This is a genomic window from Streptomyces seoulensis (assembly GCF_022846655.1).
GTDB lineage: Bacteria > Actinomycetota > Actinomycetes > Streptomycetales > Streptomycetaceae > Streptomyces.
Map to the genome: position 1 here is coordinate 2,637,075 of NZ_AP025667.1, position 17,203 is coordinate 2,654,277.

General features: G+C 70.6%; 15 protein-coding genes and 1 pseudogene. 10 read left to right on the forward strand and 6 right to left on the reverse strand.

Annotated elements, in window-relative coordinates:
- Positions 1–50: 50 nt before the first annotated feature.
- Positions 51–827, forward strand: a complete 777-nt coding sequence (locus HEK131_RS12300) for a response regulator (protein WP_244334908.1) — start codon at positions 51–53, stop codon at positions 825–827.
- 85 nt (positions 828–912) lie between these two features.
- On the opposite strand, the gene HEK131_RS12305 is transcribed toward HEK131_RS12300, so the two are convergent.
- The 3 genes from HEK131_RS12305 to HEK131_RS12315 form a co-directional block, all read right to left on the reverse strand.
- A complete protein-coding gene (locus tag HEK131_RS12305) occupies positions 913–1,425 on the reverse strand; it encodes a 2'-5' RNA ligase family protein (RefSeq protein WP_244334910.1) in 513 nt (170 codons plus the stop codon).
- Positions 1,426–1,631: 206 nt separating this feature from the next.
- A complete protein-coding gene (locus HEK131_RS12310) occupies positions 1,632–2,855 on the reverse strand; it encodes an NAD(P)/FAD-dependent oxidoreductase (protein ID WP_244334913.1) in 1,224 nt (407 codons plus the stop codon).
- Between the two features lie 58 nt (positions 2,856–2,913).
- Positions 2,914–3,396, reverse strand: coding sequence for an RrF2 family transcriptional regulator (locus HEK131_RS12315; protein WP_244334915.1), 483 nt, complete (start codon positions 3,394–3,396; stop codon positions 2,914–2,916).
- Positions 3,397–3,962: 566 nt separating this feature from the next.
- Here HEK131_RS12315 and HEK131_RS12320 point away from each other — a divergent pair.
- From HEK131_RS12320 to HEK131_RS12350, 7 genes and pseudogenes are all read left to right on the forward strand, one after another.
- Positions 3,963–6,095: a glycoside hydrolase family 6 protein gene (locus HEK131_RS12320; protein ID WP_244334917.1), complete on the forward strand. Its 2,133-nt coding sequence runs from the start codon at positions 3,963–3,965 to the stop codon at positions 6,093–6,095.
- Positions 6,096–6,157: 62 nt separating this feature from the next.
- Positions 6,158–6,931: pseudogene (locus HEK131_RS12325) on the forward strand (GH12 family glycosyl hydrolase domain-containing protein); the annotation flags it as partial.
- 337 nt (positions 6,932–7,268) lie between these two features.
- Positions 7,269–7,709 (forward strand): DUF485 domain-containing protein, encoded by a 441-nt coding sequence (locus tag HEK131_RS12330; RefSeq protein WP_244334922.1) that lies wholly within the window; start codon positions 7,269–7,271, stop codon positions 7,707–7,709.
- Positions 7,706–9,322, forward strand: a complete 1,617-nt coding sequence (locus tag HEK131_RS12335; RefSeq protein ID WP_244334924.1) for a cation acetate symporter — start codon at positions 7,706–7,708, stop codon at positions 9,320–9,322. The genes HEK131_RS12330 and HEK131_RS12335 overlap by 4 nt, the downstream gene beginning before the upstream one ends.
- A 58-nt stretch (positions 9,323–9,380) precedes the next feature.
- On the forward strand, positions 9,381–9,848 hold the full coding sequence (aac(6'), locus tag HEK131_RS12340) for an aminoglycoside 6'-N-acetyltransferase (RefSeq protein WP_217463958.1): 468 nt from the start codon (positions 9,381–9,383) through the stop codon (positions 9,846–9,848).
- A gap of 179 nt (positions 9,849–10,027) precedes the next feature.
- Positions 10,028–11,302, forward strand: a complete 1,275-nt coding sequence (locus tag HEK131_RS12345; RefSeq protein WP_244334927.1) for a serine/threonine-protein kinase — start codon at positions 10,028–10,030, stop codon at positions 11,300–11,302.
- Between the two features lie 98 nt (positions 11,303–11,400).
- Positions 11,401–12,093 (forward strand): alpha/beta hydrolase, encoded by a 693-nt coding sequence (locus tag HEK131_RS12350; protein WP_217463960.1) that lies wholly within the window; start codon positions 11,401–11,403, stop codon positions 12,091–12,093.
- Between the two features lie 176 nt (positions 12,094–12,269).
- Here HEK131_RS12350 and HEK131_RS12355 read toward each other — a convergent pair whose 3' ends face one another.
- Positions 12,270–12,668 carry a VOC family protein gene (locus HEK131_RS12355; protein ID WP_244334929.1) on the reverse strand — a complete coding sequence of 133 codons (399 nt, stop codon included), beginning with the start codon at positions 12,666–12,668 and terminating at the stop codon, positions 12,270–12,272.
- Positions 12,669–12,761: 93 nt separating this feature from the next.
- On the opposite strand from HEK131_RS12355, the gene HEK131_RS12360 reads away from it, so the two are divergent.
- Positions 12,762–13,751, forward strand: a complete 990-nt coding sequence (locus HEK131_RS12360; RefSeq protein WP_244334932.1) for a helix-turn-helix transcriptional regulator — start codon at positions 12,762–12,764, stop codon at positions 13,749–13,751.
- A 205-nt stretch (positions 13,752–13,956) separates the two neighbouring features.
- Here the strand turns inward: HEK131_RS12360 and HEK131_RS12365 are convergent, their stop codons facing one another.
- Entirely contained in the window at positions 13,957–14,376 is a 420-nt protein-coding gene (locus HEK131_RS12365) for a hypothetical protein (protein ID WP_244334935.1), read from the reverse strand.
- 754 nt (positions 14,377–15,130) lie between these two features.
- Here HEK131_RS12365 and HEK131_RS12370 point away from each other — a divergent pair.
- On the forward strand, positions 15,131–15,340 hold the full coding sequence (locus HEK131_RS12370; RefSeq protein ID WP_244334937.1) for a DUF6243 family protein: 210 nt from the start codon (positions 15,131–15,133) through the stop codon (positions 15,338–15,340).
- A 253-nt stretch (positions 15,341–15,593) separates the two neighbouring features.
- Here the strand turns inward: HEK131_RS12370 and HEK131_RS12375 are convergent, their stop codons facing one another.
- Positions 15,594–16,973, reverse strand: a complete 1,380-nt coding sequence (locus HEK131_RS12375) for an MFS transporter (protein WP_244334939.1) — start codon at positions 16,971–16,973, stop codon at positions 15,594–15,596.
- Positions 16,974–17,203 lie beyond the last annotated feature (230 nt).

Genomic DNA, 17,203 nt, shown 5'->3' on the forward strand with positions numbered 1-17,203 from the left:
ACGACAACGGTTGTTGTCGCGGGTGATGTTCAGGGCTTACTCTGCTGGTCATGCCTGGCAAGAACTTCGTTGTGCCAACCACCCCGCAGGACATGGCCGCGCTCGCGGACGCTGCGGTCGACGAACTCGCGCGGCGCATCGCCCATCAGGTGACGGAAGGCATCTCTCGCTCCCTGTCACCGGATGACCCCTCGCACGCTCTGACCCGGCTGCACGTGCTGACACATCTCCAGCGCGCCGCCGAACGTCTCCAGCGTGCGGCGGCGGTGGACGCGGCCCACGCGGGCGCCGGTTACCCCCAGATCGGCGAGGCCAGTGACATGACGCGCCAGGGCGCCCGGCGCCGCTGGCCGGGACTCTTCACCCACTCCAATGAAGCACCCACGGAGCATCCGATGATGACCACCCCCACTCGCCCCTTCGACGTGCTGCTCGTCGAAGACGACGTCGCCGACGCCCTCCTCATCGAGGAAGCCCTCTCCGAGCGAGGCGCCCGCAACCTGGTCCAGGTCACCGACGGAGTCGCCGCGCTGGAGTACCTGCGCGCCCCGGACAGCGTGCGTCCCGACCTCATCGTGCTCGACCTCAACATGCCCCGCATGAACGGCCGCGAGCTGCTGCAGATCCTCAAGGCGGACGAGAAACTCCAGACCATCCCCGTGGTCGTCCTCACCACCTCCTCCGCCCCGGACGACGTCACCGGCGCCTACCACAGCCACGCCAACGCCTACGTCACCAAGCCCGTCAACCTCGCGGAGTTCGAGCGGGCCGTCCAGAGCATCGACGCCTTCTACCTGGAAACCGCGACCCGCCCGCCGCGCGGCTGAACTCGGAATCGAAGCGGTCGGCCATCGAGTGAGGCTTTCCTCGCCCTGAGGCAGCGCTGAACGGGCTCGGTGGAGAGCGTCTGGCTTACGGAGCGAGCTGCTCCACCGTCCGCTCCTCCGTGTCGTAGCTCCGGGCGCCGGTGAAGGTGCCTTCCCAGGGTTCGGACAGCTCGGTGGGCAGGAGTTCCGGGGGCCAGGGGTCGGTCTTGGAGCGGGTTCGGCCGAGGGTGAGGTGGGGTACCCAGTGGTCCGGCTCGAACAGGGGGTTTCCGGCATCGGGCAGCAGATCCCGTACCTGCCGCTGGAGGGCTGCCAGGCCGGCGTCGCGCACGACCCGCCAGGCCAGTACCGCCGTACGCCCGTCGAAGCGGAGCGTGTGCTCCAGTCGTAGCGGCAGGGGGAGCACCGCGAGGGCCGAGGTCAGCCCGGGCCGCGCGTCCCACGGCAGCTCGGACGCCGTCGTCAGGGTGAGGTGGGGCCGGTTCGTGGGGTGCCGGTGGCCGGCCAGGCTGGGCATCCCCGCCTCCGCGAGCCGCTCCCAGACCCGCCGCACCCGTGCCTCGGTCGCTTCGTCGGGCAGTAGCTCCACTGTGCGCACGGGACCACGGTAGGCCGGGGGCCGGACTGAACGCGCGGGGGAGTGGGCGTGCTGTCATCGTCCCTGCCTCGGTCCGGTCACCGGGGGCAGGGCGTTCTCGGTGAGTCGCACAGGAGGCCCCCGCTCCAGCGGGACACACCGCGACCTGGAGCCCGGTCCCGGTCGCCCGGCCCATGAGGGACCGGGCGGCCGGGGCGGCGTGTGGGTCAGCCGGTGGCCTCCTCAGTGGGCCACGTGGTGCGGTGGTCGGCGGCCCTGAGGATCTTGTCGGCGTCGTCCACCGGCGGGTAGATCCAGTCGCTGTTGATCCGCTGCTTCAGCTCCTTCGCCTCCTGCCCGGTCATCTGCACCGCACGGTCCCAGCCCGAGGTCAGCACCGCTCCGGCGGGACCGAGGTCGAGGCAGGTGACGTACGGGTCGGGGGCGAAGGGGACGAGTTCGAGTCCCAGCAGATCGGCGGCCACGTTACGGCCGGCGAACTTGCCCAGCGGCACGGCGTGCTGGCAGCTCTGCGTCACCATGTGTTCGCCCTCGGCGCGGGCGGCGGCGGTGTCTCCCGCCGCGTAGACACCGGGGACGCCCTGGACGCGCAGGTGGTCGTCGACCAGCAGCCGGCCGACGCGGTCCCGCTCGCCGGGCACGAGGGCGGTGAGGTCGCTGGCCCGCATCCCGGCCGTCCAGACCGTGGCGGCGGTGGGGACGACCTCTCCGTCGGACAGGATGACCGACCGCTCCCCGGCCTCTTCGAGGGTCACGGCGAGGCGCAGCTCCACGCCGAGGTCGGCCAGCACACCGACGATGTGCGGCCGCGGTCCCTCACCGAGCTCCGGCCCCACGACATCCGCGCGCTCCACCAGTACGACACGTACCTCGTCGCGCCGCTCCGCGGGGGCCAGTTCCCGCAGCCGCTCGGTCAGTTCGGTCGCGATCTCCAGGCCGGTGAAGCCGGCCCCGAGGACCACGACGGTGAACTGCCCGTCGAAAGCGCCCTGTTCGGCGACCCGCCTCAGGTGGTGGTCGAGGCGCGCGGCGGCACCCATCGTGTCGATGTCGAAGAGATGCTCGGCGCCGCGCAGCTCGGGGCGCACGACCTGGCTGCCCGCGGCCAGCACCAGGCGGTCGTACGGCAGGACGATCTCGCGTGCGTCGCGCCCGATGGCGGTCACGGTCCGGCCGTCGGTGTCGATGGAGGTGACCGTGGCGGCCACGCGCCGGACACCCACCGGACCGAGCACCCGGTCCAGCGACACCCGCATGCTCTCGGGGGCGGCCTCGTACAGGCGGGGACGGATCACGAGATCGTCGCCGCTGCTCACGAGGGTCACCTGAATGTCGGCGGGATCGGTGCCGTTCTCCCGCGCGGTGCGGACCGCGCCGAGGGCGCTCCACACGCCGGCGAAACCGCCACCGATAACCAGGATATTTTTCATCCAGATTCACCTTCCAAAAAAAGGGCGCGGCAGGAGCCTCGCCCTGATCGAATCCTGTTCAGTCCAGCCGGAACGCCCGGCGCACCGCCGTACCCATCGCGGGTGCGTGCGCGTCCGCCCGGAGGCGTACGTCCGCCAGCGTCTGCGCGGCCAGGGCGTCGCGCCAGGCCCGCTCCGCCTGGTCCATCGACGCCTTGACCGCGCACGCCGTGGCGAAGTCGCTCACGGTGCACTCCCCGACGGTTCCGCACCGCCGGATCTCGGCGCACCGGAAGACCGGCTCGCGGCCCTCGATGGCGTCGACCACGTCGAGGAGCGTGATCGACGCGAGGTCCCGTGCCGGCCTGAAGCCGCCACGGGCACCGGATACCGACTCCAGCAGACCGGCCTTGACCAGGAGCTGGAGCTGCTTGTTGAGGTAGGCGCGCGGCAGGTCGTGCCCCGCGGCGAGGGTGGCCACAGCCACCGGCTCGTCACCGCCCGCCCACGCCAGGTTCAGCAGCGTGTGCACGGCCCACTCGACTCCTCGGCTCAACCGCATACCTGGACCTTATAGATCCAGGTTCGGGGTCGTCAAAGCGGGAAGCGGGTGGCGGGCGGCCGGCTCACCGTCCCGCTGTGGGCTGGTCACGGGTGTGAACCACCCCGCCGGGCGGCGACCGTACGGCACCTCTGGTCGTGGTGAAGGGTCCTGTGTCCGGCTCGACGGCTCCCTGAGGCCGGCCGGGGAGTGTCCCGCTCCCCGTGGCCGCGACTCGTCGGAGCCGAACTGCGTCCATGGAAGCCACGGAGCGTGCGGCCGTCAACTCTCCACACATCCAACTCCACTATGGACAAGGCAAGTTGGCGAGAAAGCCTCGACGAAGGTGGCCCGACCTCGCCCGTCCGGGGGTTCCGAACCCCATCGGAGCCTCAGGTGTTGACAGCTTCGTCGTGGAGGCGCACCGTGGGAGCGCTCCCAAGGCAGGTGCCCTGTCCTCGGCGTCTCGCTGCCGGGCACCCCGTGCGACATCGTCCGAGTCACCCGCGCCCACAGGGCCGCAAGCCCGATGCCCTGCGCGACGCCGTACGCCCGCACCCGTTCACCGTCACCTTCAGGAGACCCCCATGTCCTCCCGTAGACGCGACGCCGCCACGATCCGCCGCTGCCCGAGACGGACGGCCTTACTGGCCGCCGGTGCCCTCCTCGGCGCGCTGCCCCTGACCGCCCTGCCACAGACGGCGTCGGCCGCCGCCAAGCTGGACAACCCCTACGTGGGAGCCAAGCCCTACGTGAACCCCGACTGGTCGGCCAAGGCCGCGGCGGAACCGGGTGGCTCGGCGGTGTCCGGCCAGCCGACCTTCGTATGGCTCGACCGCATCGCCGCGATCAACGGCACCTCGCAGGCGCGCGGCCTCAAGGCCCACCTCGACGCGGCGAAGGCGCAGGGCGCCAACCTCGTCCAGCTCGTCATCTACGACCTGCCGGGCCGGGACTGCGCGGCCCTCGCCTCCAACGGCGAGCTGGGCGCTGACGAACTGAGCCGCTACCAGACCGAGTACATCGACCCGATCGCGGCCGTCCTCGCCGACCCGGCCTACGCGAGCCTGCGCGTCGTCAACCTCATCGAGCCCGACTCGCTGCCGAACCTCGTCACCAACGCCGGCGGCACGGCGGGGTCCACCCCCCAGTGCGCCACCATGAAGGCGAACGGCAACTACGAGAAGGGCGTCGGCTACGCCCTGCACAAGCTCGGCGCGCTGCCCAACGCCTACAACTACGTCGACGCCGGACACCACGGCTGGCTCGGCTGGGACAGCAACCTGGTCCCCTCCGCGCAGGAGTTCAAGAAGGCCGCGACGACCGGCGGCGCCACCGTGAGCGACGTGACGGGGTTCATCGTCAACACGGCCAACTACTCGGCCACCCGCGAACCCAACGTCAAGATCACCGACACCGTCAACGGCACCACCGTGCGCCAGTCGAAGTGGATCGACTGGAACCAGTACGACGACGAGACGACGTACGCCCAGGGGCTGCGGTCCGCCCTCGTCGCCCAGGGCTTCGACAGCGGCATCGGGATGCTGATCGACACCTCCCGCAACGGCTGGGGCGGTTCCGCCCGGCCGACCGCCCCCGGGCCCACGACCAGCGTGGACGCGTATGTCGACGGCGGCCGGATCGACCGCCGCATCCACGCCGGGAACTGGTGCAACCAGAGCGGCGCCGGACTCGGTGAACGCCCGGCGACCGCACCCGACACCGGCATCGACGCGTATGTGTGGGCCAAGCCGCCGGGGGAGTCCGACGGCGCCAGCAAGCCCCTGGACAACGACGAGGGCAAGGGCTTCGACCGGATGTGCGACCCCACGTACGCCGGGAACGGGCGCAACGGCAACAACCCGACCGGGGCGCTGCCCGACTCGCCGCTGGCCGGGCACTGGTTCTCGGCGGGATTCCGGCAGTTGCTCGCCAACGCCTACCCGCCGGTGGGCGGTTCGGGCGGCGGAGGTGGCGACACCCAGGCGCCGACCGCCCCCACGGGACTCGCGGTCTCGGGGACGGCGGCCGACAGCGTCTCCCTCACCTGGCGCGCGGCGACCGACGACACCGGCGTCACCGGGTACGACGTCTACCGGGGCGGCACCAGGACCGGAAGCGTCACCGGCACCTCGTACACCGACACGGGCCTGTCCGCCGCCACCACCTACACGTACACCGTGAAGGCCAAGGACGCGGCCGGCAACGTCTCGGCGGCCTCGGCCGCGGTCTCCGCGACCACGAGGACGGCCGGCGGGGGAGGCGGGGCGACCGGCCTGAAGGCGCAGTACAAGACCACCGCCGCCTCGCTCACCGACAACCAGATCAGGCCCGGCGTCCAGCTCGTCAACGCCGGCTCCGGCGCCGTCGACCTGTCCAAGGTGACCGTGCGGTACTGGTTCACCGGCGAGTCCGCCTCCGCCGGTTACCAGACGTGGTGCGACTACGCCCAGATCGGCTGCTCCGCCGTGAGGACGGCCGTCACGGCACTCCCGGCGGCCCGCACCGGCGCCGACCACACGCTCGACGTCACCTTCACCTCCGGCTCGCTGGCCGCGGGCGCGAGTACCGGTGACCTCCAACTCCGCCTGGCCAAGTCCGACTGGTCCAGCTTCGACGAGGCCGACGACCACAGCCGAGGCAGCGGCACCTCGTACGCCGACGCCCCCAAGGTGACCGTCTACGTGGCCGGCACGCTCGTCTGGGGTACCGAGCCGTAGACACGGTGGTCGAGGAGAGGTCGTCTGTCACCCCCCCCCACCTTCGGACGGAAGGAACTCCTGTGAACGCGACGTCCCGCACGTCCCGCCCCCTGCGCCGGCTCGCGGCCGTGCTCGTACTGGCCGCCGGTACGCTCACCGCCCTCACCGCCACCACGGGCCCGGCCCAGGCGGACGCACAGGTCTGCGACAAGTACGGCTCGGTCACCACGCCGGGCGGCTACGTCGTGCAGAACAACGCCTGGGGCACCAGCGCCCCGCAGTGCGTGAACCAGATCGGCGACGGCTTCAAGCTCACGCGTGCCGACGGCTCCGTGCCCACGAACGGAGCCCCGAAGTCGTACCCCTCGATCTTCGCCGGCTGCCACTACACCAACTGCTCGCCGGGCACGAACCTCCCCAAGCAGATCAGGACCATCGGCCGCGTGCCCAGCACCATCGCCTATCAGTACGTCGGTGGCGCGGTGTACGACGCCGCGTACGACATCTGGCTGGACCCGACGCCGAGGAAGGACGGCGTCAACCGGACCGAGATCATGATCTGGCTGAACCGGAACGGCCCGGTCCAGCCGATCGGCTCCAAGACCGGGACCACCTCCATCGCCGGGCACACCTGGGACGTCTGGCGGGGCGGCAACGGACAGAACGACGTGGTGTCCTACGTGGCCCCCTCGGCGCTTGCGGGCCTGAGTTTCGACGTGAAGGACTTCATCAACGGTGCGGTGTCGCTGGGGCTCGCCACCCCTGACTGGTACCTCACCAGCGTGCAGGCCGGATTCGAGCCCTGGCAGAACGGCGCGGGCCTGGCGGTCACGAAGTTCTCCGTGAGCGTCAACTGACCGAACCAGCGGGACCGCACCGCGATCAGCGCCCCTCGGCCGGCCGGGGGGCGCTGATCCCTGTCGTGGTGAAGAACGGCCACCGTCAGGGGACATGTCGACATGGAGTCATGGAGTCATGGGTAGCTGTCCCTGTCAGCCGACATATTCGCGCACGCCATGAACTCGACCTGTATGGGGTGTGATTGGCACACGACCGCGATCCGCATCGACATTCGCGCCCAGTACGGCCACCTCGATCCGCGACGAACAGCGCGCCACGCGAACCCTGAGCCGCCACCCGCGCACGCGGTCCGTCTGTTTCCGGGCCCAGTCCCCGCCAGGAGACCTCGAAATGTCCCACGACAGCTCCGAGTTTCCCCCTGACCGACCGCCGTTCGGCAACCCCGGCCACGCCGGCACAGCCCATCGAGCACCCAGTTGGTCGACGGGACACGGATCGTCCCGGCCGGATCCGCCGGACCGGCGCTCAGGCCCGCACCGCACCCTGCGCATGCTGCGCCGCGCCTACCGCTGGCAGCGGCGCGTGGCGGCCCTCACCGCGCTGGGCTACTTCGCCGCGTTCCTCACCCTCACGGTCAAGGCCCCCTGGCTCATGACCCGTCCGGGGCCGGGGGGCCTGCCCACCGGTCTCCTCATGGCCCTCGCGCAGATCCCCGTCACCTGGCTGGCCGTCCTGCTCTACGAAGCCACCGCGTACCGGCTCGTCGACCCACTGGCCCGCCGCGCCCGCCAGTCGTACCCGGTGCCCGTGAACCGGGAAGGAGGCCGGTGACGGAGTTCAGCGGTCCCGCGCAGTCCTGGTCCCTGGCCGCCTTCTGCTCCGTCGTCGCACTGACCCTGCTGCTCTGCGTCCTCACCGGCCCGGACACGGACGACCTGGCCGAGTTCTACACCGGCTACAGATCCCTCTCGCCCCTGCGCAACGGACTCGCCATCGCCGGGGACTACATATCCGCCGCCACCGTGCTCACCATCGGCGGTATCATCGCGCTGTGCGGCTACGACGGAGTGGTCCTCGCCCTCAGCGCCGTGCTGTCCCTGCTCCTGCTGATGTTCCTGCTCGCCGAGCCGCTCCACAACACCGGCCGCTACACCATGGGTGACGTCCTCGGCCACCGCCATCCCGCACGCAGCGTCCGCATCGTCGCCTGCGCCGTCACCCTTCTCGCGCTCGTCCCGATGATGGTCGTCCAGCTCGCCGGGGTGGGTGAACTCCTCGCTTACGTCATGGGGTTCACGGAACCCGCCATGAAGAACGGCTGCGTGGTCGGAGCCGGGATACTCATGATCAGCTACGCGGCGCTGGGCGGTATGCGCGGCACCGCGCTCGTCCAGGTCTTCAAGACCGTGATGCTCCTCGCCTCCGGTCTCATCGTCAGCGGACTGATCCTGCACAGCTTCGGCTGGAGCACCGAGGCCCTGTTCAGGACGGCGGCACGCCAGAGCGGAGCCGGCCCCGCCTACCTGCGCTGGGGCCTGCAGTACTCCAGCAGCCCGCACCCCGCTCTCGACATGGCGAGCACCCAGTGCGCCATCGTGCTGGGCGCCGCCTGCCTGCCGCACGTCACCATGCGCATGTACACCGCCGGAACACCGCGGCAGGTGCGCCGGGCCATGTCCTGGGCCGTCTCCTCGGTCACCCTGTTCATCCTGATGCTCGTGCTGATCTGCACCGGGGCCACCGCCCTCCTCGGACACCCGCGCATCGCCGGAGCCGACCCGCACGGCACCACCGCCTACCTGCTCGGCGCCCGCGCCGCGTTCGGCACCGGCCTCTCCCGGCCGGAGAGCCTGCTCTTCGCCACCGTCACCACCGCCGTCTTCCTCACCCTGCTCGCCTCCGTGGCGAGCATGACGCTCGCCTGCGCCAACGCCCTCGCCCACGACCTGACGGCCTCCCGCCCCACCCCGCTGTCACCGGCGCGCGAACTCACCCTCGCCCGCTCGTGCGCCCTGCTGGTGGGCATCCCCGTCATCCTGGTGGCGGCCCTCGCCCAGCACCGCAGCCTCCAGCCCCTGGCGACCCTCTCCTTCACACTCGGCGCCTCGGCCATCGCGCCCGCGCTCCTCTACACCCTCTTCTGGCGCCGCTACACCCGGAAGGGCCTGCTCGCCACGCTCATCGTCGGCTCCCTCACCGTCCTGGCCCTCACCCCGGGCACCACCCTCGTCTCCGGAACCCCCCTGTCCGCCTTCCCCGAGGCCGACTTCGACTGGTTCCCGTACAACACACCCGCCCTCGCCTCCATCCCCGCGGGCTTCCTCGCCGGCTGGCTCACCACCCTGCTCTCCGGGAGGAAATCCGCCGACCGGGAACGCACGCGCTACGAATCCGCCGAACGCCACCTCCTGACGGGACCGCCACCACATGACCGGACGCCGTGAGACCGGGGGTGCCGGATGAGCCGGATGTGCCAGGCTTCCGGAAAGGGGAGGTGCTGAAGTGCACGGAGACAGGGTTGTGCTGAGGCCGGTGACCGGGGACGACACCGAGGTCCTCGACAGGATCGTGCGGGAACCGGAGGTCGCCGTCTGGTGGCCCCCTCCGGACACTTACGAGGGCATGCTCGCCGTCGTACTCGGCGAAGCCGTCATCGGCGCCGTCCAGTCCGACGAGAAGACCGACCCCGACTACCGCCACGCCGGCATCGACATCTTCCTGACGGCACGCCATCACGGCCAGGGACTCGGCACCGACGCGGTGCGCACACTGGCCCGCTGGCTGGTGACCGAACGCGGCCACCACCGGCTGACCATCGACCCCGCCGCGGCCAACACCGCGGCGATCCGCTGTTACGGCAAGGTCGGGTTCAGACCTGTGGGAGTCATGCGGGCCTACGAACTCGACCACCGCACCGGCCTCTGGCGCGACGGACTGCTGATGGACCTGCTCGCAGGCGAACTCACCTGATTCCTGTGGTCACCGGCGGGTGGACCCGCGCTGCGGGCGGTGGACGCCGGTGCCGAGGACGACCCCCACGGGGCAGGTACGCTAAGGCAGTTGCAGCGGCCTACCCCACTTCCCGTGTTCTCGCGGTGAGTCATGTCCTGCGGCGATCAAGGCGTCTTCGGGCATGAGGAAGAGACACGGTGCTGATAGCGGGCCGATACCAACTGCGGGACGTCATCGGACGGGGAGCGATGGGCGAGGTCTGGCGCGCCTTCGACGAGACACTGGGCAGACCGGTCGCCGTGAAGCTGATGCTCACCCAGCAGGCCGACCCCACCGCGGTCTCCCGCTTCCGGCTGGAGGCGCAGACCGCCGGACGTCTCAACCACCCGTACGTGGTCGGTGTCCGTGACTTCGGCGAGTACGACAACCGCCTGTTCCTGGTGATGGACCTCATCGAGGGCGACAGTCTCGCCGGAGCGCTCACCACTCAGGGAGCCTTCCCCGCCGAGCGGGTCGCCCGGGTCGCCGCCGAGGCCGCGGGCGGGCTCGCCGCCGCCCACCGGCAGGGCATCGTGCACCGGGACATCAAGCCCGCCAACCTCCTGCTGGACTCCGACGGCACCCTGAAGATAGGCGACTTCGGCATCGCCCGCTTCCTGGACGACCCCGGCAACGCCCTCACCGCCGCCGGCCAGATCGTCGGCACCAGCCTCTACCTCGCGCCCGAACGCGCCCTGGGCCGCCCGGCCGGCGCGGCCTCCGACGTATACTCCCTGGGCTGCGTGCTCTACCAACTCCTCACCGGCAGACCGCCGTTCCAGGCGGACTCCGCGCTGGCGGTGCTGCACCAGCACCTCGACGCCGCACCCGTACCGCCCGGACAGCTCGGCGCCAGTCTCTCGCCCGCCTTCGAGAACTACCTGCTCAGCCTGCTGGCCAAGGAGCCCCAGGACCGGCCCACGGCCGAGGAGGCGGCGCACTGGTTCGCACAAGGCCACTGGCGCGGAGCCCCGGCACCCCTCCCGCTCGAACACGCTCGCCACGACGAGCGACCCGCCCACAGGGCGACACTCCCCGGACCCGCGATGTCCTCGCGCACCGCTCCCATCGGGGGCGCCCTGCCTCCCGCGGCAGACACCGAATGGACGACGAGCGTGCACCGATCGGTGCCCCGCCGCCCTCGCGCGTCACGCCTGCGCCGCTCCAGACTCGTGGCCGCGCTGGGCACCGTCGCCCTGTTCGCCGGGGCGCTCCTCATCGGCATGGGCTGGTTCTCCCCGGACTCCGACTCGGCGAAGAAGCCGCAGGCCGATCCGTCCACACCGGCTTCCTCCTCCCCCTCCGCAGTGGCACCCGCCGACTCCTCGCCCCAGCCCCCCGCGCAGGAGGCACAGACGCCGGCCGACGACACCGGGCCGGCACCCGACAAGCGGGGCAAGCACGAGAAGCACGGCGGCAAGGGCAAGCACTGACCCCGCAACAGGAGCGCAGGCTATGAGCGGGCGCAATGTGCGGGAATGTGATCCTCTTGACGAGGCAGAATCTCCGCGGCCTGTGAAAGGTAGATCTCATGACTGAGAAGCCCGCGATTGTTCTGGTCCACGGCTTCTGGGGCGATGCCGCGCATTGGGGCAAGGTGATCACCGAGCTGCACCGTCGCGGATTCGACTCGATTCACGCGGTGGAGATTCCACTGACCTCACTCGCGGACGACGCCGAACGCACCCGCAAGATGGTCGAGCAGATCGACGGGCCCGTGGTCCTGGTCGGGCACTCCTACGGGGGCGCGGTCATCACCGAGGCGGGAGACCTGCCCAACGTCACCGGTCTGGTCTACATCGCCGCGTTCGCTCCGGACGCCGGCGAGAGCCCCGGCCAGATCAGCCAGGAGAAGCCCCCGGCGGCGTTCGAGAACCTCGCTCCGGACTCGGACGGCTACCTCTGGGTCAAGCAGGACAAGTTCCACGAGAGCTTCGCCCAGGACCTGTCGGCGGAGGAAGCGCTGGTCATGGCCGTCACTCAGAAGGCGCCGCTGGCATCCACGTTCGGCGACAACGTCACCGCCCCGGCATGGCGCGCGAAGCCGAGCTGGTACCAGATCTCCACCAGCGACCGCATGATCCACCCCGACAACGAACGCCGCATGGCCGAGCGCATGAACCCCCGCAAGATCATCGAACTGGACGCCAGCCACGCCTCCCTGGCCTCGCAGCCGGGCCCGGTCGCGGACCTCATCGAGGAAGCCGCGGGATCGGCTGCCTGATCGCTGCGGTCAAAGCGCTGGGGTGTCGACGCCGTTTTAGATCAGTCCATGGTCCGACCTGGTCACGTCAACGGTGCGTTCGGATGTCTTCTGCCGGTGGCGCTTCGGGGACTCGGCGGCCGCGTTCACGGGGAGCCCTGGGATCTCAGGGCCCCGCGTGAGCGGCTGTGCGTGCGTCAGTGTGCGAACTTTTCGACAGCCGCCGGGGTGACGGGGGTGAAGAAGTTGACGAGGTTGCCGTCGGGGTCACGGAACAGCAGCGACCGGTTGCCCCAAGGCATCGTGGTGGGCCCGTTGACGAAGTCGGTGACGAAGCCGGTCAGGTTCTGGTGGACGCGGTCCACGTCGTCGACGAGGAACTCGGTGATCACGCTGTGGTTGTCCGCCGGACGGGCGGAGCCCGGGGCGAACAGCGGGACGGTGCGGGTTCCGGCGATCGCGAGGGTGGCGCCCGCGGTCTTGAGCTCGGCGAAGTCCTCGGTGGCCCACGTCGCCCGCGCCCCCGTGGCTCGCTCGTAGAACTCGACGAGGCGCGCGACGTCGCCGGTGATGATGCGGATCGAGACGAACTCCATGGGATTCTCCTTGGTCGTGCTGGAGGCGGGCACGTCGCAGGCTAGGAGGAATAGCGGACAGAATCGGTCCTGTATTCGCGTTAGGCTGCGAAAATGCCTCGACCCACCGGCCGCGTGCTGACACTCCTGGAGCTGCTCCAGTCGGGCGGCACCCGCACCGTGGCCGAGCTCGCCGACCGGCTCGGCGTCGAAGGTCGCACCGTGCGGCGGTATGTGGACCATCTGATCGACCTGGACGTACCCGTGGAGTCGGTGCGCGGCCGCTACGGCGGGTACCGGCTGGCTCCCGGTTACCGCCTGCCTCCGCTCATGCTCAGCGACGACGAGGCGCTGGCCGTGCTGCTCGGCCTGGTCGCCGGCCGCAGGGCAGGGTTGACGACGACGGAACGCACGGCGAACGAGACGGCGTCGGCGAAGATCCGGCGGGTGCTGCCCAAGCACATCGCCCGTCGGCTCGACGCACTCCTGGAAGCTCTCGCCTTCACCGATCAGCCCGGCGAGTCCGACACCCCGGACGCCGGGGTCCTGCTCACGATCGCCGATGCGGTGCGCCACCGCCGGCCGGTCTCGGTCCGCTACACCGACCGTGACGGACGGCGCAGCGAACGCACCCTGCACGCGTACGGGATCGTCGCCCACGGGGGCCGGTGGTACGTGACGGGCCAGGACGCCCAGGTCGGCGAGGACCGAACCTTCCGGCTCGATCGCATCGCGGCCACGAGGGCCTTGCCCGGCTCGTTCGAAGCGCCGTCGGGGCCCGGCCCGGCACAGCGCGTGTTGTCAGGGTTCGCCACAGCCGAGTACCGGCATCAGGTCACCTTGCGGATCCACGGGACGGTTGAGCAGATCCGCGCGCACCTTCCGGCCAGCGTCGCGTGCCTGGAGGAGTACGAGTCCGCGGCCGACGAGGACCGTGCGGCCGAACGCTGGCTGCGCGTCGAGCTAAGGGCGGAGCGGCTCGACTGGTTGCCCCCGGTACTCGCCTCACTCGACCGGCCGTTCGTCATCGAACGCCCCGACGAACTACGCGACCTCGTCACCGCCCTCGCCGACCGCCTCACGTCGTACGCCCGCCGAGCCTGACGGCGAGCGTCGTTTGTGGGTCCGTATCGAGCGCCATGGGCGGCAGACCAGTGGATTCCGTTCTCGCTCACACCATCAATCGACCACAGAACAACTCAAAGAGTCACGAACCGCTCTCTTGCACGGCAGGTTGGTACGGTCGCCATCGCTCCGACCGGGTGAGAGCCCGGCCGCAGGGGGCGACCGGGCTCTCAGGCCATCTGGATCACACCTTGCAGAAGTCGAGGCCCTTCAGGGCTTCGTTGATCTGCTTGCCCTGTGCCTCGTTCGTGGTGACGTCCTTGTAGCTGAAGCGCTGCGATGCGATCCACTCCAGCTTGTGTGCGCCACCGTTGATCGCTGCGCACTGGTTGCGGGCAGCGTCGACGGCCTTGTCCTCGTACTTCACGACGTCCGGGTTGGCGGCGGCCAAGGCCCGGAGGAGCTGAGCACGCTTGGCGCCGGTGGGCTTCGGCGGGATGCCGGCGGCCTTCTCCGCGGCGCTCCAACCCGGGCTGGGGGCAACTTTCGGCGTGACGGTGTGCTTGGCGTCTCCGGGGCCGTGACCGGTGTCGGTGCCGGAGCAGCCGGTGAGCGAGAGCGCGGTGGCCGCGAGGATGGCGGCGACGGTGGTGCGGTTGTTCATGGTCCCCCCTAAGGCATGGCGCGGGGGATCATAATGCCTGACGTGAAGGTGATGTGATGAATCGTCACCTGCTCGGGTACCGGGCATGCCGAGTGTGAAGCAGGTGGGCGACGTGATTGCCCGAACGTCCGTCACGGTCGAGGGTCCCCAGTCCATCGGATCGCGGGATGGCGGGTAGCAGGTGACCGATACCCGCATCTACATCGAGCTGATGATTTCGACCGCCTGCTGTCGCGCACCCCGTATACCGACGGCCTGGTCGGTGACGACCATGTCCTGCTGCGCCTGCACGGCGATCTCGAGACAGATCCCCTCCATTCCGTGGCCGCCGCAGGAATGGATGCCTACGCCTCCGGGCCGAAGACCGGCGACGACTCATTGAGCAAGTCGCCGACGGGCCTACGGAAGCACAGGACAAGCAGCCGTATTCGTGAGCCCGTAACTCGAGCCGGGCCACGCTCTCCGCTCCGCCTCAGCGTGGCAAGGACGTGAAAGGAACGGCGCTGCGGAGCCCCCCGCTGGCTATGGAAGAAACGGCTGCCCCTGGGCGCTCACCGAGGACCCGGCCGACGTCAGGACGGCGAAAACTTGGTATGCGGAGCCGACGGGACCAGGTAACGTCTTTCTCATGTTCTTCCAGACGCCGATTTACGAGTGAGAGCGTGACGGGCCCCCGCTGACGTCCTTCGACGTCGCCGTGCCCGTCCCCCACCGATCAATCCGTAGATCAGTTCACAACACTCCGGGAGAATCCGTGAGCAAGAACATCAACAACCCCGTGGGCATGGGCGGCGGCCAGCGCAAGAGGCTGTCGCGCGCCGAACGGCAGAACAACGGTCCGCACCGCAACCTCGACCGCCAGGGTGCCGCCGACCAGAAGGCGGAGCTGGTGCGCAAGATGCGCGAGAAGGCAGGCACAGCCGAGGGCGCCGGGCAGACGGGCGACGACGCCGCACAGAGCTGAGGCGCCGCCACCGCAGGACGGCACCGCATGAGGCAGGGCCCGGACCACGACCCGTGGTCCGGGCCCTGCTGCTGTACCGGGCGCGGCCTGCCCCGCTCAGCTCTCGGCCCAGCACCCGCGTCGCTGCCGACCTCACCGGGGGAGCCGCGGATTCAGCAGCAACCCTGATCGTGACTCTCATGCCGCCGCTGGACGCGGAACCGGGGAGGGCGGTGGTTGCCCGGTCAGTAGGGGCGGGAGGCGGGACGTTCGATCAGCGGGACGTGCGGTCAGCGGGGGAGGTGGGACGTTCGGGCGGTGCCTTCGCCCCGCCCGGGACGCATGCCCAAGCGATGGCCGCCGCGGTCAGATAGGCGAGGGCTCCGGCAGCCATGCTGGTGCGAAGTCCGGTGCCGTAGTCGGCGCCGGTGGCCAGCAGGCTGCCGCCGAGGGCCACGCCGGTCGCGCTGCCGATCTGGCGGGCGGTGTTGAACAGTGCGGAGGCGGCCCCCGCGTACTCCTGGGGCGCGGCACCCATCACCGTGGCGGTCGAGCCGGTGAGCGCGAAGGACGTACCGAACCCGACGGCCATCATCGGGGCCACCAGCAGGGCGTAGGCCGGATCGGTACCCGCCGCGGCCCAGCCGGCCAGCCCCAGCGCGCCGAGGAGCATGCCGGAGACCACCAGTGGACGGTGACCGGTGCGACGGGCGAGCCGTCCGGACAAGATGGAGGCGAACATCGTCATCGCCACGGCCGGGAACAGCGCCAGTCCGGTCCTGAGGGCGCCGAAGCCGCGCTGGTGCTGGAAGTCCAGGCTGGCGGTGAACACCATGCCGTAGAAGCCGAAGTTGAACAGCAGGCCGACGACGGCCCCGCCGACCATCGTGCGGGAGCCGAGCAGGCGCGGCGGAAGGCCGGGCGAACGGGCGACCCGCTCGCGCCACACGAACGCCGCGACGGCGGGCACGACCAGGCCCAGCCCGGCGAGCACGAGGGGGTCGGACCAGCCGCGTCGGCCGGCCTCGTTCAGCGCGCCGGTCAGCAGGGCCACCGCCGCCACGACGGCACACTGCGCCGGCCAGTCCAGGGACCGGCCGGCGTGACGCGGTGAGGGCGCCACGTGCCGCCACGTCAGAAACAGGCAGGCCGCGCCGACGGGCAGATTGATCAGGAAGACCCAGCGCCAGCCCACGGTGGACACGAGCAGTCCGCCCAGCAGCGGCCCGGCGGAGGCCGCGACACCCGCCATCGACCCCCACAGCCCGAAAGCCCGCGAACGTGCGGCGGGCAGCGGGTACGCCTCCTGGAGCAGGGCGAGCGAGCCGGGGACGATCAGCGCCGCACCGAGCCCTTCCACCAGCCGGGCCACGACGAGGAAGGCGGCATTCGGCGCGAACGCGCAGGCGGCCGAGGCCACCGTGAACACCGCGACGCCCGCCCGGAAGACGCGCCGGTTGCCCAGGCGGTCGCCCAGCGCGCCGCCGGTCATCAGGAATCCGGCGAAGACCAGGGTGTACCCGTCCGTGATCCACTGGATGCCGGTGAGCGACGCCGGCAGTTCCCGGCCCACCACGGGCACGGCGACGTTGATGACCGTGACGTCCAGGATGACCATGAAGTATCCCGTGCACACGGCCAGCAGCGGCGCCACGGACCGCTCCGCGGCCGGCGGGGCAGCTCCAGGGGCCCCGGACGCACCGCCACCGGTCGACTCCGCGAAGGGCACGACACCGGCTCCGTTCTGTCCTCGGGAACCCGGGCGGCCATCATGCCAAGGGATCGCGGGCGCCAGGCCAGGACGCGCCCGACCTCCCGGTCTGCGGCACGTTGCTCATGAGCCCCTGTGGGCCACAAAGAGGCTTTGGCCAGGCACTTTGTGGC

Bases quoted from the DNA above. Each gene is read 5' to 3' on its own strand.
- HEK131_RS12300 (WP_244334908.1), top strand. From the start codon at position 51: ATGCCTGGCAAGAACTTCGTTGTGCCAACCACCCCGCAGGACATGGCC.
- HEK131_RS12310 (WP_244334913.1), bottom strand. From the start codon at position 2,855: ATGAAAAATATCCTGGTTATCGGTGGCGGTTTCGCCGGCGTGTGGAGC.
- HEK131_RS12315 (WP_244334915.1), bottom strand. From the start codon at position 3,396: ATGCGGTTGAGCCGAGGAGTCGAGTGGGCCGTGCACACGCTGCTGAAC.
- HEK131_RS12320 (WP_244334917.1), top strand. From the start codon at position 3,963: ATGTCCTCCCGTAGACGCGACGCCGCCACGATCCGCCGCTGCCCGAGA.
- HEK131_RS12330 (WP_244334922.1), top strand. From the start codon at position 7,269: ATGTCCCACGACAGCTCCGAGTTTCCCCCTGACCGACCGCCGTTCGGC.
- HEK131_RS12350 (WP_217463960.1), top strand. From the start codon at position 11,401: ATGACTGAGAAGCCCGCGATTGTTCTGGTCCACGGCTTCTGGGGCGAT.
- HEK131_RS12355 (WP_244334929.1), bottom strand. From the start codon at position 12,668: ATGGAGTTCGTCTCGATCCGCATCATCACCGGCGACGTCGCGCGCCTC.
- HEK131_RS12360 (WP_244334932.1), top strand. From the start codon at position 12,762: ATGCCTCGACCCACCGGCCGCGTGCTGACACTCCTGGAGCTGCTCCAG.
- HEK131_RS12365 (WP_244334935.1), bottom strand. From the start codon at position 14,376: ATGAACAACCGCACCACCGTCGCCGCCATCCTCGCGGCCACCGCGCTC.